The following is a 20250-nucleotide window of genomic DNA, read 5'->3' as shown; positions in this document are numbered from 1 at the left end:
GTCGGGCGACGCAGCCTGACGCTTGAATTGACCTTGACGTACGCGTAACAATTTCCGCAGCCATTCAGATGGCTGCGGCGGCCTTTGCGTGTCAGTGCGTGGGGGGCCGGATGGGATGCGAGGGGGAGAGCATTTCATGGATTGCGACGTTTTGGTTATCGGCGCGGGGCTTGCCGGCCTTGTCGCCGCAGCGGAGGCGGCGGCACTCGGCCGCAGGGTCATCGTGCTCGACCAGGAAGGGGAACAGAATCTTGGCGGACAGGCCTTCTGGTCGCTTGGCGGCCTGTTCTTTGTCGACAGCCCTGAACAGCGCCGCATGGGCATCCGCGACACCCGCGAGCTTGCCGGGCAGGACTGGGTGGGCTCCTCGCAGTTCGACCGTCCGGAGGATCACTGGCCACGGCTCTGGGCCGAAGCCTATCTCGACTTTGCCGCGGGCGAGAAGCGCTCCTGGCTGCACTCGCTCGGCATGCGCTGGTTTCCCGTGGTCGGCTGGGCGGAGCGCGGCGGTGGGCTCGCCCACGGGCACGGCAATTCGGTGCCGCGCTTTCACGTCACCTGGGGTACCGGCCCGGCGGTGCTCGAACCGTTCATCCGGTTGACGCGGGAGGCGGAAAGTCGTGGTCTCGTACGCTTCCGCTTCCGCCATCGGGTGGATGAACTTGTGACCACCGAAGGCCGCGTGACGGGTGCGCGCGGTGCGCTGCTCAAGGACGATCCGGTCGGGCGCGGTGAACGCAGCTCCCGCGACATCGTCGGCGATTTCGAGATTTCGGCGGGCGCGGTCGTCGTCACGTCAGGCGGTATCGGCGGAAACCATGATCTGGTGCGCCGCAACTGGCCGCGCAAGCGGCTCGGCCAGCCGCCGGCGACGATGGTTGCGGGTGTGCCCCACCATGTCGACGGGCGCATGCTGGAGATCGCCAGCCAGGCGCGCGGCGCGGTCATCAATGCGGATCGCATGTGGCACTATACGGAGGGGTTGAAGAACTTCGATCCGATCTGGCCGGACCATGGCATCCGCATCCTGCCGGGGCCTTCGTCCTTCTGGTGCGACGCCGACGGCAACCGTTTTCCGGCGCCGGCCATGCCCGGCTTCGATACGCTCGGCACGTTGAAGGCGATCCGCGACAGCGGTCATGATTACAGCTGGTTCGTGCTGACGCGGGCGATCATCAAAAAGGAGTTCGCGCTTTCCGGTTCGGAGCAGAATCCCGATCTCACCGGCAAGAGCATCACCCTTCTGTTAAAGCGGCTCGGCAAGAACCCGCCGGGGCCGGTCCAGGCGTTCATGGACAAGGGCGAGGATTTCATCGTCCGCGATCGTCTCGAAGACCTGGTGCCGGCGATGAATGCGCTGACCGGTGAGAACCGGCTGTCACTGGAGCACTTGCGGCAGCAGATCGTGGCGCGCGACCGGGAAATTACCAACGCATTCTCCAAGGACGCGCAGGTGACCGCGATCCGCGGTGCGCGCGCCTATCGCGGCGACCGGCTGCTACGCACGGCCAAACCGCATCGGCTGCTCGATGCCAAAGCCGGCCCACTGATTGCCGTTCGGCTGCATATCCTGACGCGCAAGACGCTGGGCGGGCTTCAAACCAACCTGTCAGGCCAGGTGTTGGAGCAATCGGGCGAGCCGGTGCCCGGTCTCTACGCTGCCGGCGAAGTCGCCGGCTTCGGCGGGGGCGGCATGCATGGCTACAACGCGCTCGAAGGCACGTTCCTCGGCGGCTGCATCTTTTCCGGCCGGGCCGCGGGGCGGGGTGCTGCCGGGGTGTGATGGCTCCTTGCCGCGTATTTGCCCCTCATCCTAGCCCTCTTCTCGTCAAGCGGGGAGGTGACGGTCGATTGTGCAACGATACCCTCACGTGTAATCGCCGCCGAGGCGGCGCGGTACATCGAGGTTCAGGCAACCGAGTAACATCGTATGTGCTGGCGCATACGCACGGACCGCGCCACAAGTCCCTTCTCCCCGCCTGCGGGGAGAAGGTGGCGGCAGCCGGATGAGGGGCCCCGCTCGTTCTGATCGTCAATCCATCTGCACATTGGCGTCACGAACGACCGGCGTCCACTTCGCCAATTCGGCTTTCACATGGGCCTCCAGCTCTTCCGGCGTCGAGCCGACAATCGTGGCGCTGAATTCCTTCATGCGCTCGACGACTGCGGGATCCTTCAGCGCCTTGTTGGCCGCCTCGTTGAGGCGGGCGACGACCGGCTGAGGCGTGTTGGCCGGGGCGAAGAGCGCGTTCCAAGTGTAGGTCTCGTAGCCCGGAATGCCGGCCTCGGCGACCGTAGGCACATCCGGGAAGGACGGTGCCCGTTCCGCCGTGGTCACCGCAAGCGCCCTCAGCGTTCCCGCCTTGATGTGGCTGGAGGAGGAGGGGAGGTTGTCGAACATGATCGGCACCTGGTTGCCGATGACATCGTTCAGCGCCGGGCCTGCGCCCTTGTAGGGGATGTGCTGCATGCTGACGCCGGCCATCTTCTTGAAGAGTTCGCCGGAGAGGTGCAGCGGCGTGCCGTTGCCGGAAGACGCATAGCTGTACTCGTCGGGCTTGGCCTTCAGGAGTGCCAGCAGTTCCGCAACGTCCTTGGCCGGGAGTTCCGGATTGACGACGAGCACGTTGGGCACGACGACGAGCAGGGAGATCGGCGCGAAATCCTTTTCGGGATCGTAGGGCTTGGTCTTCAGGATCAGCGGATTGAGCGCGTGGGTGGCGACCGTGCCCATCAGGATCGTATAGCCGTCCGGATCGGCGCGGGCGACATTGTCTGCGCCGAGATTGCCACCGGCGCCGGCAACGTTCTGGACGATCACCTGTTGGCCGAGGTCCTCCGACATTTTCTGCGCGACGATGCGGGCAACCACGTCGGTGGAACCGCCGGCGGCAAAGGGAACGACGAGCGTTATCGGCCGGTCGGGGAAGTCCTGGGCCAGTGCCGTCGAGCCAAGGGGCAGCGCCGTCAGCGCCATCAGGCCCAGCGCCAGAGTGGCACGCCGGGTCAGGTGCGAAAATGCCATGCGGTAGTCCTCCCGATCAATTCAGCAGAAAGCGATACCGGCCTCCTCGGCCGGCCCCCTAACAATAGGGCTCGGCCTCCCGTCGGCAACCGCTTTACGGCAAATCGGAGGACGCTTTTCGCGCCGTGCGGTGCGTTTAGCTCTGCACGTTGACGAACAGTGCCTCTGCGCCATGGTTGAACTGCAGCCGCGCAAGCTTGGCGTAGAGTCCGCCTTGACGGATGAGGGAGGCGTGGGTTCCTTCCTCGACGATGCGGCCGTGATCGAGCACCAGGATACGATCGGCCTTCAGCACGGTCGCCAGCCGATGGGCGATGATGATGGTCGAGCGCTCGTGCAGCAGGCCGTCGAGCGCCTTCTGGACCAGCGTCTCGCTCTCGGCGTCGAGGGCCGAGGTTGCTTCGTCGAGAAGCAGCACCGGCGCGTTCTTGAGGATGGCGCGGGCGATGGCGATGCGCTGGCGCTGGCCGCCGGAAAGTGTAACGCCACGTTCGCCGACATAGGTGTCGTAACCCTTGTCGAGCCTGTTGATGAAATCGTCCGCCTGCGCGGCGACGGCGGCGGCACGCACCGCCTCGCGGCTGGCATTCGGCATGCCGAAGGCGATGTTGTCATGCACCGACGAGGCGAACATCGTCACATCCTGCGGCACGATCGCAATGCGGTCGCGCAGATCCTTCGGGTCGACGGTACGAATGTCGACGCCATCAACGCGCACTGCGCCCTTGGCAGGGTCGTAGAAGCGAAGCAGCATGGAGAACACAGTGCTCTTGCCGGCGCCGGACGGTCCGACGATCGCAACGGTCTCGCCGGGCGCGATCTTGAAGCTGAGGCCGTTGAGGCTCTTGTAGTCGGGTCGCGACGGGTAGGCGAAATGAACGTCGTCGAAGGCGATGGCGCCGGTCGCCGGGACCGGCATGGCGACGGGATTTTCCGGAGCCTGGATCTCGGGGACTTCGGTCAGAAGCTCGTTCAGTCGCTCGGCAGCACCCGCTGCCTGCGAGAGTTCGCCCCAGACTTCCGAGAGCGAACCGAGGCTGCCCGCGGCAAAGACCGAATAGAGCAGGAACTGGCTGAGCGTGCCGGCGGAGAGATTACCTGACAGTACGTCGTGCGCGCCAAACCAGAGCACGGCGACGACGCTGCCGAACACCATGGTGATGGCGAAAGCGGTCAGCACCGAGCGCGCCTTGATCGCGGCGCGCGCCGCGCCATAGGCATCCTCGACGGCGGCTCCGAAGTGGCTGTTGGCAAGCCCTTCGCCGTTGAAGGCCTGGACTGTGCGCGATGCGGCAATCGCCTCGCCGGCATAGGCCGAGGCGGCAGCGAGCGTGTCCTGCGCCTGGCGCGAGCGGCGGCGGACGGAACGGCCGAAGCCGACGAGCGGGAAGACGATGATCGGAATGGCGATCAGCACCAGGCTCGACAGCTTGGGGCTGGTATAGACCATCATGCCGATGGCGCCGAGACACAGGATCAGGTTGCGCAGCGCGACCGAGGCGGTGGCGCCGACCGCGGATTTTACCTGCGTCGTGTCGGCGGTCAGCCGCGAGACGATCTCGCCGGACTGGTTGACGTCGAAGAAGGAGGCGGAAAGGCGGGTGACGCGATCGAAGACATTGCGCCTCAAGTCGGCAACGATGCGCTCGCCGAGCGTGATGACGAAGTAGTAGCGCGCTGCACTTGCCAGCGCCAGCACGATGGCGAGCATCATCAGCATCGAGAAGTAGGTGTTGATGAAGCCGCTGTCGGGACTGGAGAAACCGTTGTCGACCATCCGCCTAACGGCGAGCGGCAGCGCCAGCGTGGTCACGGCAGCGAGGATCAGCGAAATGCCGGCGCCGACGACCAGATGACGGTAGCGGGCGAGATAGGGGAGGAGCGTGGCGAGCGGGCGGATGGACTTGCGCGCAGGCGCCTGGTTTTCTCTTGACGACACTTGACCCCTTTCGCCAGACACGGAGGAAGGGATTGCCCATGAGTCTTCCGTGCGGCACTTGTTATCGCGCAGACCTTGATGTATAGGCACGGCATCGAATTGGGAAGCCGTGGCCGTTCAGCCGGTGCGCGGCTTCATTTACGTGTTCGGTCTCGAAGTCGCAATGCCTTGCGACAATTGGACCCTGGAACTCTAGGAAGATCGTTATGAAGGCAGACATCCATCCCGATTACCACGTCATCAAGGTAGTCATGACCGACGGCACCGAATACGAAACCCGCTCGACCTGGGGTTCTGAAGGCGCCACCATGAACCTGGAAATCGACCCCAAGTCGCACCCGGCCTGGACCGGCGGCAACCAGCAGCTCATGGACCGCGGCGGCCGCGTCTCCAAGTTCAAGAAGCGCTTCGAAGGCCTCGGCCTCTAATCGAGCGCCTCTTCGGCAGATTCAAAAAGCCCGGGTCATTTGGCCCGGGCTTTTTTCTGTCTTGGTTCTGGGGGATAGGCCGGGCGAGGCGGTGACATGGCGCCGTGCCATGGACGCGCTGTGGCCACTGGCGCTCCGTCGCTGTTCCAGGCAAGGAGCAGGATGACGGCGTTATGTCGCGGTTCCTGACCCGGCCAGCCGGCGCTTTTCGCAAGCGGTAACGCCTCTTCCGTCAGGAGATCGAGATGCCCTTGTGTGGCGTCAATCGGATAGGCGCCCTCGGTGAGGTTTCTCCAGGAATTTTCGCAGTCGAGGCCAAGGCGCGCCAGCGCCGCCATGTGCTGCCGGTCGCAACGAAAAACCCGCCGGCAAATGCTGTTGCGGCGGGTTTGATTTCTCAGGTCTATTTTCTGCGCGGCGTCAGTTGGTTCCGAAGGCCGTCTGCAGCAGCTTGATCTGCGCCTTGACACCGTTCTGGTTGTCCGGGACGATCGCGGCCGCTTCGTTCGGGCGATAGATCTCGCGGTCGAGCAGGGCGACGCGGTTCTGCAGGCGCAGCGAGCGCTCGATCAGGTCGCGGAAGGATTCCGGCAGTTCGGCCCAGCCGGGAGCCGCCTTGTCGACGTTGAAGCTGTCGAGGCGAACCTTGCTCTTTTCCGACATCACCTGATCGCGGCTCATCTCGCCGTTGTTGACGGCGCGCTGCAGGAGCAGCCAGGAAGCCATCTGCATCAGGCGGGTGGTGAGCCGCATGGATTCGGCTGCATAGAGAACCGATGCCATGCGCGGCAGGACCTTGGAAGCGGCGCGGCCCGGTCCGTCGAGATAGGTGGCCGTTTCTTCGACCAGTCCCATGCCTTCCGAATAGAGGGTCTTGAATTGTGCCGAGGACGCCGCGTGTCCTGCGAAACTGACCGTATTCAATCCTCTCTCGGACATGACCTGTTTTCCCTGGTTCAAACGCATCACGACAGTCAGGTAGTGGACGGTTATGGGAAATAAATCCTTGCCCGTCTCTATGCTTGAAGAATGATCCGATAGCGCATTTCGCGCAAGGGCATTCTTAAGAAAGGGTTAATCTCCACAGTTCTTTGGATAAACCTATGCCAAAACAAAAAAAGAGCCGCGGAAAGCGGCTCTCAAGGTAAAACAGGGAGAAAAATCAGACCCATTCGCCAGTCGGTGAAATTGTCTGAAACCGGAAAGCTCCGGATGCCCTGACAATCGCAGATAATGCTTAATGCCGCGTTAAACGCGCTTCGTTTTGCTGCGGTGCGACCTTACGCCGCCGGATCAGCGAAACAGGTTCTCGGCGGCCGAGCGGCTGGCGGACTTGCGTGTCCGCTCCGCCTCCAGCCGTGCAATCTCCTCGGTCAGAAGGGTGATGCGTTGCGTCAACTCGTCAACCGACAGCAGCGCGAGATCGCTGCCAATTTCATGGGCCACCTTCTTTTGCGGCCGATCGTCGTCAAACAGGCTCATCGGACTGATCCTCCCATTCCGGACCTTTGTCTGGCTCGTTGCGTGTCTCGTCAAACGGCGCCGCGCGCGGCGAAAGCTGCAGGCTTTCCGGCGTCGTCGGCGTGCCGGCGTTGACCGGCGAGAAGGCGTCGCGGTCGGATACCGGGACCGGCGCGCGCATCCGGCTGCGGATGATGGCGTAGGCCGTGATCAGGATATGGGCGCAGGCGGTGATCATGAACAGGCCGTAGGGGCCCGCCGCCGTCATGACCGGGCCGCCGATCGTCGGGCCGATGATGGTGCCGATGCCGTAGAGCAGCAGCAGGCCGCCGGAGACCTTGACGAAGTCCTCGGCCGTCGCGAAGTCGTTGGCGTGCGACACGGCGATCGGATAGAGCGCGTTGGCCGCCGCACCGTAGATCGCAATCAGCGTCAGCACGATCCAGACCTGGGTCGGCTCGACCAGGAAGATCAGCAAGCCTGCGAGAGCGCCGACCCCGGCAAGTGCTGCCAGGACGTAGCGCCGGTCGATGCGGTCGGATAGCCGCCCGGCCGGCAACTGCATGACGGCGCCGGCAAAGATCGCCACGCTCATCATGGCGGCGACGGTGCTGTCGGAAAGTCCCGCCTGGCGGCCAAAGACGGCGCCGAGCGTGCCGAAGGCGCCGTTGGCAATACCGACGAGCAGGATGCCGAGGAAGGAAACCGGCGAGTTGCGGTAAAGGCCGCGCAGGTCGAGGCTCACCTTCTTCAGCGGTTGCGGCGAGGCAGCCTTGGACAGAAGCGTCGGCAGCATGGCGACGCAGTAGAGGATGCCGCAGATCATGAATAAGATGGTGGTGGAAGTATCGCCGAAGGGGATCATCATCTGGCCGCCGACGACGCCGAAGAGCGTGATGGCAATATAGAGCGAGAAGATGACGCCGCGGCTCTCGTTGGTGGCGCGCTCGTTCAGCCAGCTTTCGATGATCATCGAGGTGCCGGCAGTGGAGAAGCCTGTCAGCGCCCTGAGGATCAGCCACCAGGTCGGATCGATCAGGATGCCGGTCATTAGCGCGACGATGGCGATGAGCGAGGCAAAGACGCTGAAGGCGCGCACGTGGCCGATGCGCTTGACGACCGTGGGCGCAAAGAAGCAGCCGAGAACGAAGCCAGCAGCCCAGGATGTGCCGATCAGCCCGAGGATGGTGGTGGGATAGCCTTCAGCGGTGCCGCGCACGGGAAGAAGAAGCCCCTGCAGACCATTGCCCAGAAAGAGAAACAGCGTGCCGAGCAGGAGGGCGGCGACCGGGAGCAGGTTCTTTCTCATCATTCATCCGAAATTCGTTCTGCCGTCAGCAAGTTAGGGCGGTGCCTGGTGAATTGCCAGCCGGTTTCTGATTGCAGCGTCTGGCTGTGCCGCAGGTTTTGTCCTTCGATGGGAGACGAATGACGCAACATGCGGCGGCCGGTCATTGCAAATCGCCCGCGGAAACACTAGCCCTTTTTGCCAAGCGCAACGTATCGCTAGTCCTCGGGGGAGGCGGTGCTGCGTGCGACGAAGAGTGCCGGTGTTGCGAACGCTTCACCGGTTGAGGCAGCCTCCCGGTAGACGAGGGCAACATGCAGAAGGCGATCGCCCTTTTTCTGCTTCTGATCATGGCCATTCAGCTCCTCTGGCCGATCGGCATTCCGGGGCTGCGCCGCCGTCGCGATTTCTGGAAGATCGCGGTCTTCGCCATCGTGATGATGATGGTGACGGTGTTGATCCGTCCCTGACCCGGCCGCCCCGCCGCAACTCCCCGTTACCTTTGGAACTCCATCGCCTCCGGCTCGCCGCTACCTTGGTTGCGAAACCTGTCGTTTCAACCAGAAAAGGGCGCAGGACAGATGGGAAAGAAAGCGCTAAAGTGCGAACCTCATTCGGGAGATGACTTCGAGGGTTTCTTGGAACGCCGGCTTGCTGCCATTCTCGCTGCCGATGTCGTGGGGTACAGTCGCCTGATCGGCGCTGACGAAACCGGCACGCTGGCCGCCATGAAACGGCACAAGAGCGAACTCGTCGATCCGAAGATCACCCGTCACAAGGGACGCATCGTCAAGCTCACCGGCGACGGCATCCTGGTCGAGTTCGCAAGCGTCGTGCACGCGGTCGCCTGCGCCGTCGATATCCAGCGCGGCATGCTGCTGCGCAACGAAAGCGTGTCGCCGCTGAAGCGCATCGAGCTCAGGATCGGCGTGCACCTCGGCGACATCATCGTCGAGGATGGCGACATCTTCGGGGACGGCGTCAATGTCGCGGCGCGTCTCGAAGGCCTCGCAGAGCCGTCGGGCATCGCCGTCTCGGCTTCCGTGCGCGATCACGTCGGGTCGCGCCTGGATGTCGGCTTCGTCGACAAGGGCGAACACACGCTGAAGAACATCGCCGCCGGCGTTCACGTCTATTCGGTGGCGCTCGGCGCCCCGACGAAGGTCGCGTCGGCACCGAACGGATCGTGCCCGGTGGTGCTCGACGATGGCTACGGGCTCTCGGTCGGCGTGCTTCCTTTCACCAATATGAGCCACGATCCGGAGCAGGAATACTTCTCCGACGGCATCACCGAAGACATCATCACCGATCTCTCGAAGATCTCGAAGCTGCACGTCGTCGCTCGCAACACCGTGTTCACCTACAAGGGGCGGTCGGTGAAGGTGAAGCAGGTGGCCCAGGAATTGGGCGTCCGCTACATCCTCGAGGGGAGCGTGCGCAAGGCGGGCGCGCAGGTGCGCATCACCGGCCAGTTGATCGATGCGCTGACCGGCACGCATCTCTGGGCCGACCGCTACGACCGGGACCTGACTGATATCTTCGCGATCCAGGACGAAATCACCCATGCGATCGTCGACCAGTTGAAGATCAAGCTGCTGCCGGCGGAGAGGCGGGCGATCGAAAGCGATCCGACGACAAGCGTCGAGGCCTATACCTACTATCTGCGTGGCCGGCAGTTTTCCCACGCCTGGACGCGCTCCTATCTCCTGCTCGCGCGGCGCATGTTCATGAAGGCGGTGGAGCTCGATCCGGATTTTGCCCGCGCCTATGCCGGCATTGCCGACTGCGAGTCGGCGCTTCGCGATTGGCACGAGGGTGAATTTCCGCTGCAAGGCATCCTGTCCATGACCGACAAGGCGCTGGCGCTCGACCCAGACCTCGCGGAGGCCCATGCGTCGCGCGGTCTCGTGCTGCACCAGGACGGCCAATGCGACGAAGCCGTCGCCGCCTTCGAGCAGGCGCTTGCGCTGGATGCCGGGCTCTACGAGGCGAATTTCCACTATGGCCGCTTCCTGTTCATGCAGGGCGCGTTCGAAATGGCGATTCAGTTCTTCAAGCGTGCCGCCGATATCCGGCCGGACGACTACCTGTCACCGATCCACCTGATGAGCGCCTATCGCACGCTCGGCCGGGATACTGAACGCAAGCAGTGGGCACGCATCGGCATCGCTCGGGCGGAGCGGGCGCTGGAGCTCAACCCGGAAAACTCGGGCCCGGCCCACCGCGGCGCGCTGGCGCTTGCCCATATGGGCGAGGCCGACCGTGCGCGCGAATGGGCAGCGCGGGCGCTGGCAATCGATCCCGATGACGTGGTCGCCCGCTACAACACGGCCTGCGTCTTTTGCATCCTTGGCGATATCGACGCGGCCCTCGATCTTCTCGAAACCTTGCTGCCGCAGAGCTCCTGCTACCAGTTGCTCTGGTTCAAGCAGGATTCCGACCTCGACGCGGTGCGCCACCATGTTCGCTTCCAGGCGATGGTCGAGGCGATCGCGAAATGCGAAGCCGGATTGCGCTGACCGCCGGACAGTCGTTTCCATCCGGCGGCTCGAAGCTTGCTGTTAGTGGTGGCCCGCCTGGCGGGATCCCTGAGGGGCGCTGACGCGCCCGGCCGTCAGCCACCAAATGGCCGCCCCGGTCACGAACAGCATCGCTGTTGCCACCATCACGACCGCGGTAAACGCTCCTTCGAAGGCGAGGCGGGCACGGCTCACCAGTTCGCTCGCCACATCCGCCGGCAGCTTCTCGGCGAGAAGCAGGGCTTCATCGAGGCTGTCGCGCGCCATCGGCGGGATTGCAGCCCCCTCCGGCAGGACGAGGAAGGCGGTGTAGACGACCGACATGACGGTGCCGAGCACGGCAATGCCGATCGCGCCGCCAAGCTCGAACGAGACCTCCTCGATCGATGCTGCCATGCCGGCCCGTTCCGGCGGGGCGTTGAACATGATGGCGCTGGAGGCGGCGGTCATGGACGCACCGATGCCGAGGCCGAGAACGACGAGGGTGGCGATCTGGGCGAGCGCGCCGGTTTCATGGGCGAGCAGATAGCCGCCAAGACCGAGAGCCGCCAGGATGAGGCCCGAGCGCAGTACCACTTCGGCGCCCAGGCGCGGCAGCAGGGTGCCAGTCAGCGGGCCGGCGACGAAAGCTGCAAGCGGGATCGGCAGAATGAAGAAGCCGGCCTCGAGCGGCGAAAAGCCCTCGACGAGCTGCAACTGCTGGCTCAGCACCAGTTCGATGCCGACGATCGAGGCGGATGCCACGAGCGCTGCGGCAACGCCGGAGGAAAACACCGCATTGCGGAAGAGGCTGAAGTCGATCAGCGGATGCGGGCTGCGGCGCTGGCGGCGCACGAAGAGAAAGAGCGCGATAGCGCCGATCACGGCGGCAGCGAGACCCGCTTCCAACGACGGCTCGCGCTTGCTCGTTTCCTTGACGGCATAGGCAAGGCCGATGAGGCCGACCATGATCTGCAGCGAACCGATCGCGTCCCAGGGGTGTTTCGGATTGCCGGCGTTGTTCGGCAGCACGACGAAGCCGAGCACGAGGGCCATCGCGACGACCGGCACGTTGATGAGGAAGACCGAGCCCCACCAGAAGTATTCGAGCAGGAAACCGCCGAGCACCGGGCCGATCGCGGCACCGCCCGAAGCGATCGCTGCCCAAACGCCGATCGCCAGCGCGCGTTCGCGTTCGTCGGTGAAAGTGAGCCGGATGATCGACAGCGTCGCCGGCATCATGAGGGCAGCGCCGACGGCGAGCAGGACGCGACCACCGATCAGGATCGCCGGTGTCGGCGCATAGGCGGCGATCAGCGAGGCGATGCCGAAGACGGCAAGGCCGACGATGAAGGGCTTCTTGTGGCCGAGCCGGTCGCCGAGCGTGCCGAGGCCGGGTAGAAGACCAGCGACGACGAGAGCATAGGCGTTGACGATCCAGAGCTTCTCCGACGCGGTGGCGCCGAGATCGTGGGTCAGGCGGGGCAGGGCGGTATAGAGCACCGTCATGTCGACGACGATCAGAAAGAGCGCGCTCGATACTATGGCCAGAATGAGCCAGCGATTTTGCGGAAGCATGGTACACCTCGGTGGCCGCCACTGGGAAATGGGGGCTGGGCCTTGTTTAAATCAGGGGCGTTGGTTATTTGAATACGTACGTATGGATTTGAAATAGGAAGTCAAGATGGGACGGCGACGAACAATCGATCGGGACAAGGTTCTGGACGCGGCGGAGGCGGTGGTGAATTCCGTCGGCGCGGCCGGCCTGACGATCGATGCCGTCGCCAAGGCTTCCGGCATCACCAAGGGCGGCGTGCAATATTGCTTCGGCAACAAGGACGGCCTGATCGACGCGATGATGCAGCGTTGGTTCGACGAGTTCGATACCGCGGTAGCGGCGGAGGGTGGCGACGATCCTGATCCGATCAAGGCGATGCGTGCCCATGCATCGGTGACCGCCCGGATGAACACGGCCGACAATGCCCGCACATCCGGCATGATGGCGGCGCTGCTGCAGCGGGAAGAGCACATGGCGAAGAACCGCGCCTGGTACCGCGCCCGCCTCGATGGTCTCGACCTCTCGACGGAGGAGGGGCGCAGGGCGCGAATGGTGTTTCTCGCGACCGAAGGCGTCTTCCTGCTGCGCGGCTTCGGCTTCCTCGAGATGGACGACGCCGAATGGCAGGATATGTTTGCCGATATCTTGAAGCTTCTGCCGGAGCGCGACTGCGCCTGAGGGCGAGGAAGGACGCTCTAGAGGTCGATCAGCCCGCGCATGGCGCTGACGCAATGGCCGGAAAGGCTGACCTTCCGAACGACACCACCCTGCTTTCGGACATGCGCGCCGATGAGGCTGCGGCGCCCCATCTCCACACCCTGCTCGATGATGATCTCGACATCGATATCCTGCTCCTGGATGAGCGAGACGAGATGGGCGGAAAGTGCTGCCGAGGCGCTGCCGGTTGCCGGGTCCTCGTTGACATTGTCGAGCGGCGCGAACATGCGCGCCCGGATCTGCCATGGCGCCTCTGCCGAGCGAGCGTAGAGGAACAGGCTGAAACTGTCTTCCTCGGGTTTGTAGCGCGCGTTGGCCGCCTGGAAGGCGGTGACATTGGGGTGGGCGGACGACAGCGTCGCGACATCCTTGATTTCGGCGACGGCGAAGGGCAGCCCGACGGAAAGCTGGGTCGGCGCATGCACGCGTCTGCTGACGGCTTCAGGCGCGAGCGACGCGCAGGCGGCGATGGTGTCGGCGTCGATTTCGGGGCCGACGGTCAGGCTGCGCGGTACGACGATGGTGGCGCCCACCACTACACCGCCTTCCCGCAGCAATGTGGCCTCGACAAGGCCGGCCTTTTCCTCGAACCGCAGGATTTCACCGGGCGCGCGGCCGAAGATTTCCTTTTGCCCGCCGAGCACGAAGGCCGTGCCGACATTGGGATGACCGGCAAAGGGGATCTCCGTCGTCGGCGTGAAGATCCGGACTTCCGCCGTGTTGGCGGGGTCGCGCGGCGGCAAAACGAAGGTGACTTCGGAATAGCCGAATTCGGTCGCGATCGCCTGCATCTGACGATCGCTCAAGCCGCGTGCGTCGGACATGACAGCCAACTGGTTGCCGGCGAAGCGCTCGTCGGTGAAGACGTCGACGGTGACATAGGCAACGGATTTCGGCGCGGTGTCAGAGGTCATGGTCCTGGCTTTCGCTGGTTGGGCGCCGTTGGCGCTCATCGTGTCGGCTCTGAAGCCAAGGCTTAAGGCAGCCGACACACCGCACAAAGACGCGAACTTGTCCGGGTGACAAGTTCCCCGACGCCGACGAAGCCGTCACCTCGCAGGCGCGCCAACCCTTTGGCAAAAAAAGGGGCCGGCGGACGGCCCCTTCTCATCCGGTAGACCTGGCTTAGGCAGCCTTCTCGAGTTCCTTCTTCCACGTACCCTTGGCGGCAAGGCTGCACATCTCGGCGCGATGCGAGAAGGCGCGCTGGCCGGCGCCGATGTTGTCGGCCTTGCCGTGCCAAGCATTGAGCGCCTCCTGCTGCAGCGCGCGGCCATAGGAGAAGGTGAGCTTCCAGGGCAGGTCGTGGCTGGCATTCATTGCCGAGAGGTGGGCGGTCGCTTCCTCGGTCGACTGGCCGCCCGAGAGGAAGGCGATGCCCGGTACCGCCGAAGGCACCGTGCGCTTCAGCACCCGGATGGTGCGCTCGGCCACTTCGGCGACGGAGGCATTGCGGGCCTTCTTGCCGTCGATCACCATGCTCGGTTTCAGGATCATGCCTTCGAGCTTGACGCGCATGGCCGCCAATTCTTCGAAGGTTGTCCGCAGCGTCCACTCGGTCACCTGTTCGGAGCGATCGATCGAGTGATCGCCCGGCGCGCCGTCCATCAGCACTTCCGGCTCGACGATCGGGACGATGCCGGCGTCCTGGCACAGGGCGGCGTAGCGGGCGAGCGCATGGGCATTGGCGCGAACCGCACCGGCGGTGGGCAGCGTATCGGAGATGGAGATCACGCCGCGCCACTTGGCAAAGCGTGCGCCGGCCTCGTGATATCTCGCCAGCCGCTGGGCAAGGCCGTCGAGGCCTTCGGTGATTGTCTCGGCCGGGAAGTTCGTCATCGGCTTGGCGCCCGCATCGACCTTGATGCCGGGGATCGAGCCGGCCGCCCGGATGATGTCGACGAGCTGGGTGCCGTCGACCGCATGCTGGAACAGGGTTTCTTCGTAGAGGATGACGCCGGAGATGTATTTGCGCATCGCCTTTTCGGCGCGCAGCAGCATCTCGCGGTAATCGCGCCTGGAGGTTTCGGTGGATTCGAGACCGATCGTATCGAAGCGCTTCTTGATCGTTGCCGTGGACTCGTCAGCGGCAAGCAGTCCGCGGCCATTGGCGACCATGGCGACGGCGATGTCTTCCAGTTTTTCCGTCATGCTTTTTCTCTCCCTAGACAGCGCCGATCATCAGGATCAGGCGAACACTGAAACAGTTGCAGGGCCGACGGTGCACGGGGCAACCGCCACGCTCCCAACAGGAGCGCGAGTAACAGGTGAAATTGTCCAGGAAAATGGCGGGAAAATCGACTGAAACGATTTAAAATTTTTTAATCGTTTGAATAAATGATGTTTTTTCTTGATGGCCGGCGCGTGAGAGTGCTTCCCACGCGCCGGTTGTATGACTTACTTCTGCTTCAGGATGTCGACGCCCGGAAGCGGCTTCCCTTCCATCCACTCCAGGAATGCGCCGCCGGCGGTCGAGACGTAGCTGAAATCGTCGGCGACTTCGGCATGGTTCAGCGCCGCGACGGTATCACCACCGCCGGCAACCGAGACCAGCGAACCCTGACGGGTGCGGGCAGCCGCATGCTTGGCAACGGCAACGGTGGCCTTGTCGAAAGGCGCGATTTCGAAGGCGCCGAGCGGACCGTTCCAGACCAGCGTTTCGGCCTTGGAGATCCAGTCATTGACGGCCGCGATCGACTTCGGGCCGACGTCGAGAACCATGGCATCGGCGGGAATGGCGTTGATGTCGACGACTTCGTTGTCGGCGCCGGCCTTGAACTCACGGGCGATCACGCCGTCTTCCGGCAGCACGATGGCGCAGCCGGCCTTGTCGGCAGCGGCGATGATCGCCTTGGCGGTGTCGGCGAGGTCATGCTCGCACAGCGACTTGCCGACATTGATGCCCTTGGCAGCGATGAAGGTGTTGGCCATGCCGCCGCCGATGACGAGCGCATCGACCTTGGTCACGAGGTTCTGCAACAGGTCGATCTTGGTCGAGACCTTGGCGCCGCCGACGATGGCGACGACCGGGCGCTTCGGCTGGCCGAGACCCTTTTCGAGCGCTTCGAGTTCGGCCTGCATGGTGCGGCCGGCATAGGCCGGCAGGTGATGGGCAAGACCTTCCGTCGAAGCATGGGCGCGGTGGGCGGCCGAGAAGGCGTCGTTGACGTAGATGTCGCCATTGGCGGCGAGCGCCTTGACGAATTCGGCCTCGTTCTTTTCCTCGCCCTTGTGGAAGCGGGTGTTTTCCAAGAGCAGCACGTCGCCGTCGCTCATTTCGGCGATCGCGTTCTTGGCCTTGTCGCCGATGCAGTCGGCGCCGAAATGAACGCGCTGGTCGAGCACGTCCTCGACGGCAGGAGCGATTGTCTTCAGCGACATGTCGGCGACCGGCTCACCCTTCGGACGGCCGAAATGGGCGAGCAGGATGACCTTGGCGCCCTTCTCGGACAATTCGCGGATGGTCGGCGCGACGCGCTCGATGCGGGTCGCGTCGGTGACCACGCCGTCCTTGACCGGCACGTTGAGATCGACGCGCACCAGAACGCGCTTGCCGGCGATGTCGGTCAGATCGTCGAGGGTCTTGAAAGTCATCAGATAGTCTCCGGTGATAGTCTTTGGAAAAGGGTGGGGTAGTCGATGACGAGGCCGTCCTCGTCTACGGGCAGTTCCGCGGCAAAACTGCGGTCCTCGGCCTCGTAGCGATAGAGCCTGAAATCATCGAGGCAGGTGTAGTGCTGGCCGTCCAAAACAGGCTGAAACGTGTCGAACGGCACGTAGAGCATCTTCAGTCTGGCGGTGCCGGACTGGCTCACAAGGCCGAGGCGGCGGATCGGCAGCGTGTTGGTGAAGGGCGTTCCCGCGAGGTCGATATCGATACAGCCGTCGAATTCGGGGAGGGGCGTGCCGCGTGCCGTCGCCCATTCGCCCGGAACGTCCGAGCGCAGATGCAGGCTGCGGCCATCGGTGGTGTCGACCATCAATTTGCGAACGTGCCAGCTGTCGTCGCAGTCGATCCGGTAGCGCGCGCCATAGGGCGTGCCGCCGCGGCTGCCGATCAGAACGCCGACGGCGCGGATGACCGCGCCGTCGGTGGTGTCGATTTTTGTCAGCGTCAGGTGTTCGAGCCCTTCCCCTTCCAGCGGACGCCAGCGGACCGTCGTTGAGGAGAGGGCGCGAAACATCTGTCTTAGATGAGCTTGGCGAACGCGACCGCCGTGTCGGCCATGCGGTTCGAGAAGCCCCACTCGTTGTCGTACCAGGTGAGGATACGCACGAAGTTGCCTTCGACCACCTTGGTCTGGTCGATCGCGAAGATCGAGGAGTGGCTGTCATGGTTGAAGTCGCGCGAAACGAGCGGCTCTTCCGTGTAGCCCAGAACGCCCTTGAGCGCGCCATTGGAGGCGGCCTTGATGGCGTTGGTGATTTCCTCGACCGAGGTGTTGCGCTTGGCGACGAACTTGAAGTCGACGACGGAGACGTTCGGGGTCGGGACGCGGATCGACGTGCCGTCGAGCTTGCCCTTCAGTTCCGGCAGAACCAGGCCAACGGCCTTGGCGGCACCGGTCGAGGTCGGGATCATCGACAGAGCGGCAGCGCGGGCGCGGTAAAGATCCTTGTGCATCTGGTCGAGCGACGGCTGGTCGTTGGTGTAGGAGTGGATCGTGGTCATGAAGCCGTGGCTGATGCCGATGGTATCGTTCAGGACCTTGACGACCGGAACCAGGCAGTTCGTCGTGCAGGATGCGTTGGAGATGACCAGGTGGTCCTTGGTCAGCTGGTCGTGGTTGACGCCGTAGACGACCGTCAGGTCGGCGCCGTCGGCCGGAGCCGAGACGATGACGCGCTTGGCGCCGGCGGTGAGGTGGGCTGCAGCCTTGTCGCGGGCGGTGAAGATGCCGGTGCACTCCATCGCGATGTCGATGCCGAGTTCCTTGTGCGGCAGCGTTGCCGGATCCTTGATCGCGGTCACCTTGATCGGCTTGCCGCCGTTGATGGTGATCGTGTCGCCTTCGACCTTGACCTCGGCCGGGAAGCGACCGTGGATCGAGTCATAGCGCAGCAGGTGAGCGTTGGTCTCAACGGGGCCAAGGTCGTTGATCGCAACGACTTCGATGTCGGTGCGGCCGGATTCGACGATCGCGCGGAGCACGTTGCGGCCGATGCGGCCAAAACCGTTGATGGCGACTTTCACTGTCATGGGTCTCTCCCTGTCTGACTGACGTGGTACGAAAAAAAGCGGGGCGCACCTTTCGGCGCGCCCCGCAGATTGATCAGGCGAGCTTCGTTTCCGCGGCGGCGACCACCGCCTCGGGCGTGATGCCGAAGTGCTTGTAAAGCTCCTTGTAGGGGCCGGAAGCGCCGAAGCTCGACATGCCGATGAAGGTGCCATCGCTGCCGATGAAGTGATCCCAGCCCTGACGGATGCCGGCTTCGACGGCGATCTTGACCGGCGAGTTGCCGATGATCGCCTGCTGGTAGTCTTCGCTCTGCTCGGCGAAAAGCTCGAAGCAGGGAACGGAGACGACGCGGGTCGAGATGCCCTTGGCGGTCAGCGTCTGGCAGGCCTTGACGGCGATTTCGACTTCCGAGCCGGTGGCGAAGATCGTGACCTTGGCGTCGGCGGCCGAGATCAGGTCATAGGCGCCGCGGGCGCAGAGGTTTTCTTCCTCATACTCGGTGCGAACGGCCATCAGGTTCTGGCGGGTCAGCGCGATGCCGGACGGACGGTTGTGGCTTTCGAGCGCCAGCTGCCAGCACTCGGCCGTTTCCGTGGCGTCGGCCGGGCGGAACATCAGGAGGTTCGGGATGGCACGTAGCGCTGCCATGTGCTCGACCGGCTGGTGCGTCGGGCCGTCTTCGCCAAGGCCGATGGAATCGTGCGTCAGCACGTGGATGACGCGGATGCCCATCAGAGCGGCAAGGCGGATCGACGGACGGCAATAGTCCGAGAAGATCAGGAAGCCGCCGGAATAGGGGATGACGCCGCCATGCAGCGCCATGCCGTTCATGGCAGCGGCCATGCCGTGCTCGCGAACGCCCCAATGGATGTAGCGGCCAGAGAAGTCGTCAGGGGTGATCGACTTGGTCTGGCTCGTCTTGGTGTTGTTCGAGCCGGTCAGGTCGGCCGAGCCGCCGATGGTTTCGGCCAGAACGCCGTTGATGACCTCGAGCGCGTCTTCGGAAGCCTTGCGGGTTGCCGGCGACGGCTTGGTTTCGGCGAGCTTCTTCTTGTAGTCGTCGATGGCGGAGGACAGACGGCCTTCGAGCTCGCCGGAGAAGCGGCGAACGAACTGGGCCTTCTTCTCGGCCTCGCTCTTTTCAAGACGGTCTTCCCACTCCTTGCGCGCCTTGGTCGAGCGCAGGCCGGCCAGACGCCAGGCGTCGAGAACGTCCGAAGGAACGACGAAAGCTTCGGCTTCCCAGCCGAGTGCCTTGCGGGTGGCGGCGATTTCCTCGGCGCCGAGCGGCGAGCCGTGGACCTTGTGGGTGCCGGCCTTGTTCGGGGCGCCGAAGCCGATCGTCGTCTTGCAGGCGATCATCGTCGGCTTGTCGGACTTCTGAGCCTGGTCGATCGCAGCGGCGATCGCTTCCGGATCATGGCCGTCGACGGCAATGGTGTTCCAGTTGCTGGCGCGGAAGCGGGCGTGCTGGTCGGTCGAGTCGGCGATCGAGATCGGGCCGTCGATCGAGATGTTGTTGTCGTCCCAGAAGACGATCAGCTTGTTGAGCTTCAGGTGGCCGGCGAGCGAAATCGCTTCCTGGCTGATGCCTTCCATGAGGCAGCCGTCACCGGCGAGCACGTAGGTATAGTGCTCCATCAGGTCGGAGCCGAATTCGTCGCGCAGCTTGCGCTCGGCGATCGCCATGCCGACGGCATTGGCAATGCCCTGGCCGAGCGGACCGGTGGTCGTCTCGATGCCGGCGGCGTGGCCGTATTCCGGGTGGCCGGCGGTGCGGGCGCCGAGCTGGCGGAAGTTCTTGATCTCTTCGATGGAGATGTCTTCGTAGCCCGTCAAATAGAGCAGCGAGTAGAGCAGCATCGAGCCGTGGCCGGCCGACAGCACGAAGCGGTCGCGGTTCGGCCAGGAGGGGTTCTTGGGGTCAAAGCTCAGATAGCGCGTGAAGAGGACTGTCGCTATGTCGGCTGCACCCATGGGCAGGCCAGGGTGGCCGGAATTTGCCTTCTCGACGGCATCCATGGAGAGGAAACGGATCGCATTTGCCATCCGGTCGTGTTTTTCGCGAGAGATCATGACTGTTCCGTTTGCGTTCGGTGGTCAGGGAACGGTCTCTATCCTCCAAAGACCGCGCAAGAAGCGGCTGACACATAGCA

The 20250-nt window shown here is 63.9% G+C and carries 18 protein-coding genes; 5 read left to right on the top strand and 13 right to left on the bottom strand.

Going from position 1 to position 20250, the window contains the following annotated elements; translation table 11 throughout:
• Positions 1-136 precede the first annotated feature (136 nt).
• Entirely contained in the window at positions 137-1783 is a 1647-nt protein-coding gene (locus ASE71_RS10075; protein ID WP_060518616.1) for an FAD-binding dehydrogenase, read from the top strand.
• Between the two features lie 249 nt (positions 1784-2032).
• On the opposite strand, the gene ASE71_RS10070 is transcribed toward ASE71_RS10075, so the two are convergent.
• Positions 2033-3025, bottom strand: coding sequence for a Bug family tripartite tricarboxylate transporter substrate binding protein (locus tag ASE71_RS10070; protein ID WP_034806138.1), 993 nt, complete (start codon positions 3023-3025; stop codon positions 2033-2035).
• 136 nt (positions 3026-3161) lie between these two features.
• Complete coding sequence (locus ASE71_RS10065; RefSeq protein ID WP_060518614.1) at positions 3162-4964, bottom strand: ABC transporter transmembrane domain-containing protein; 1803 nt, start codon at positions 4962-4964, stop codon at positions 3162-3164.
• A 206-nt stretch (positions 4965-5170) separates the two neighbouring features.
• On the opposite strand from ASE71_RS10065, the gene rpmE reads away from it, so the two are divergent.
• A complete protein-coding gene (rpmE, locus tag ASE71_RS10060; protein WP_034806140.1) occupies positions 5171-5392 on the top strand; it encodes a 50S ribosomal protein L31 in 222 nt (73 codons plus the stop codon).
• 420 nt (positions 5393-5812) lie between these two features.
• Here the strand turns inward: rpmE and ASE71_RS10050 are convergent, their stop codons facing one another.
• The 4 genes from ASE71_RS10050 to ASE71_RS35710 form a co-directional block, all read right to left on the bottom strand.
• Complete coding sequence (locus ASE71_RS10050) at positions 5813-6331, bottom strand: DUF1465 family protein (RefSeq protein WP_034806141.1); 519 nt, start codon at positions 6329-6331, stop codon at positions 5813-5815.
• Positions 6332-6685: 354 nt separating this feature from the next.
• The gene (locus tag ASE71_RS10045) at positions 6686-6874 is read right to left on the bottom strand and encodes a DUF1192 domain-containing protein (RefSeq protein WP_034806142.1); all 189 of its coding nucleotides are present in this window, start codon (positions 6872-6874) and stop codon (positions 6686-6688) included.
• Positions 6861-8162 (bottom strand): MFS transporter, encoded by a 1302-nt coding sequence (locus tag ASE71_RS10040; RefSeq protein WP_034806144.1) that lies wholly within the window; start codon positions 8160-8162, stop codon positions 6861-6863. The genes ASE71_RS10045 and ASE71_RS10040 overlap by 14 nt, the downstream gene beginning before the upstream one ends.
• On the bottom strand, positions 8162-8308 hold the full coding sequence (locus tag ASE71_RS35710; protein ID WP_156400706.1) for a hypothetical protein: 147 nt from the start codon (positions 8306-8308) through the stop codon (positions 8162-8164). The genes ASE71_RS10040 and ASE71_RS35710 overlap by 1 nt, the downstream gene beginning before the upstream one ends.
• Positions 8309-8455: 147 nt before the next feature.
• On the opposite strand from ASE71_RS35710, the gene ASE71_RS36410 reads away from it, so the two are divergent.
• Both ASE71_RS36410 and ASE71_RS10035 read left to right on the top strand, forming a co-directional pair.
• Positions 8456-8611 (top strand): hypothetical protein, encoded by a 156-nt coding sequence (locus ASE71_RS36410; protein ID WP_090299729.1) that lies wholly within the window; start codon positions 8456-8458, stop codon positions 8609-8611.
• A 168-nt stretch (positions 8612-8779) separates the two neighbouring features.
• Entirely contained in the window at positions 8780-10660 is a 1881-nt protein-coding gene (locus tag ASE71_RS10035; RefSeq protein WP_060518667.1) for a TPR end-of-group domain-containing protein, read from the top strand.
• 42 nt (positions 10661-10702) lie between these two features.
• Here ASE71_RS10035 and ASE71_RS10030 read toward each other — a convergent pair whose 3' ends face one another.
• On the bottom strand, positions 10703-12217 hold the full coding sequence (locus ASE71_RS10030) for an MFS transporter (RefSeq protein WP_060518610.1): 1515 nt from the start codon (positions 12215-12217) through the stop codon (positions 10703-10705).
• A gap of 106 nt (positions 12218-12323) precedes the next feature.
• Here ASE71_RS10030 and ASE71_RS10025 point away from each other — a divergent pair, with 106 nt between their 5' ends.
• Positions 12324-12875 carry a TetR/AcrR family transcriptional regulator gene (locus tag ASE71_RS10025; RefSeq protein WP_060518608.1) on the top strand — a complete coding sequence of 184 codons (552 nt, stop codon included), beginning with the start codon at positions 12324-12326 and terminating at the stop codon, positions 12873-12875.
• A gap of 17 nt (positions 12876-12892) precedes the next feature.
• Here ASE71_RS10025 and ASE71_RS10020 read toward each other — a convergent pair whose 3' ends face one another.
• The 6 genes from ASE71_RS10020 to tkt form a co-directional block, all read right to left on the bottom strand.
• Positions 12893-13828, bottom strand: a complete 936-nt coding sequence (locus ASE71_RS10020; RefSeq protein WP_060518606.1) for a PhzF family phenazine biosynthesis protein — start codon at positions 13826-13828, stop codon at positions 12893-12895.
• A gap of 211 nt (positions 13829-14039) precedes the next feature.
• Positions 14040-15065 carry a class I fructose-bisphosphate aldolase gene (locus tag ASE71_RS10015; RefSeq protein WP_034806152.1) on the bottom strand — a complete coding sequence of 342 codons (1026 nt, stop codon included), beginning with the start codon at positions 15063-15065 and terminating at the stop codon, positions 14040-14042.
• Between the two features lie 246 nt (positions 15066-15311).
• The gene (locus ASE71_RS10010; RefSeq protein WP_034806155.1) at positions 15312-16508 is read right to left on the bottom strand and encodes a phosphoglycerate kinase; all 1197 of its coding nucleotides are present in this window, start codon (positions 16506-16508) and stop codon (positions 15312-15314) included.
• A complete protein-coding gene (locus tag ASE71_RS10005) occupies positions 16508-17098 on the bottom strand; it encodes a putative glycolipid-binding domain-containing protein (RefSeq protein WP_060518604.1) in 591 nt (196 codons plus the stop codon). Before ASE71_RS10005 ends, ASE71_RS10010 begins: the two co-directional genes overlap by 1 nt.
• A gap of 5 nt (positions 17099-17103) precedes the next feature.
• A complete protein-coding gene (gene gap / locus ASE71_RS10000) occupies positions 17104-18114 on the bottom strand; it encodes a type I glyceraldehyde-3-phosphate dehydrogenase (protein WP_034806178.1) in 1011 nt (336 codons plus the stop codon).
• Positions 18115-18187: 73 nt separating this feature from the next.
• Entirely contained in the window at positions 18188-20170 is a 1983-nt protein-coding gene (gene tkt / locus ASE71_RS09995; RefSeq protein ID WP_060518602.1) for a transketolase, read from the bottom strand.
• Positions 20171-20250: the final 80 nt, after the last annotated feature.

Origin of the sequence: Ensifer sp. Root954, from assembly GCF_001429005.1 — a bacterium.
In the GTDB taxonomy this organism is placed as follows: Bacteria; Pseudomonadota; Alphaproteobacteria; order Rhizobiales; family Rhizobiaceae; genus Ensifer; species Ensifer adhaerens.
Note: the sequence above shows the minus strand (reverse complement) of the source record. Positions and strands in the feature narration are given on the sequence as shown.

Coding starts and splice junctions, on each gene's coding strand:
- ASE71_RS10075 (WP_060518616.1), top strand. CDS start 137: ATGGATTGCGACGTTTTGGTTATCGGCGCGGGGCTTGCCGGCCTTGTC.
- ASE71_RS10070 (WP_034806138.1), bottom strand. CDS start 3,025: ATGGCATTTTCGCACCTGACCCGGCGTGCCACTCTGGCGCTGGGCCTG.
- rpmE (WP_034806140.1), top strand. CDS start 5,171: ATGAAGGCAGACATCCATCCCGATTACCACGTCATCAAGGTAGTCATG.
- ASE71_RS10050 (WP_034806141.1), bottom strand. CDS start 6,331: ATGTCCGAGAGAGGATTGAATACGGTCAGTTTCGCAGGACACGCGGCG.
- ASE71_RS10045 (WP_034806142.1), bottom strand. CDS start 6,874: ATGAGCCTGTTTGACGACGATCGGCCGCAAAAGAAGGTGGCCCATGAA.
- ASE71_RS10040 (WP_034806144.1), bottom strand. CDS start 8,162: ATGAGAAAGAACCTGCTCCCGGTCGCCGCCCTCCTGCTCGGCACGCTG.
- ASE71_RS35710 (WP_156400706.1), bottom strand. CDS start 8,308: ATGACCGGCCGCCGCATGTTGCGTCATTCGTCTCCCATCGAAGGACAA.
- ASE71_RS36410 (WP_090299729.1), top strand. CDS start 8,456: ATGCAGAAGGCGATCGCCCTTTTTCTGCTTCTGATCATGGCCATTCAG.
- ASE71_RS10030 (WP_060518610.1), bottom strand. CDS start 12,217: ATGCTTCCGCAAAATCGCTGGCTCATTCTGGCCATAGTATCGAGCGCG.
- ASE71_RS10025 (WP_060518608.1), top strand. CDS start 12,324: ATGGGACGGCGACGAACAATCGATCGGGACAAGGTTCTGGACGCGGCG.
- ASE71_RS10020 (WP_060518606.1), bottom strand. CDS start 13,828: ATGACCTCTGACACCGCGCCGAAATCCGTTGCCTATGTCACCGTCGAC.
- ASE71_RS10015 (WP_034806152.1), bottom strand. CDS start 15,065: ATGACGGAAAAACTGGAAGACATCGCCGTCGCCATGGTCGCCAATGGC.
- ASE71_RS10010 (WP_034806155.1), bottom strand. CDS start 16,508: ATGACTTTCAAGACCCTCGACGATCTGACCGACATCGCCGGCAAGCGC.
- ASE71_RS10005 (WP_060518604.1), bottom strand. CDS start 17,098: ATGTTTCGCGCCCTCTCCTCAACGACGGTCCGCTGGCGTCCGCTGGAA.
- gap (WP_034806178.1), bottom strand. CDS start 18,114: ATGACAGTGAAAGTCGCCATCAACGGTTTTGGCCGCATCGGCCGCAAC.
- tkt (WP_060518602.1), bottom strand. CDS start 20,170: ATGATCTCTCGCGAAAAACACGACCGGATGGCAAATGCGATCCGTTTC.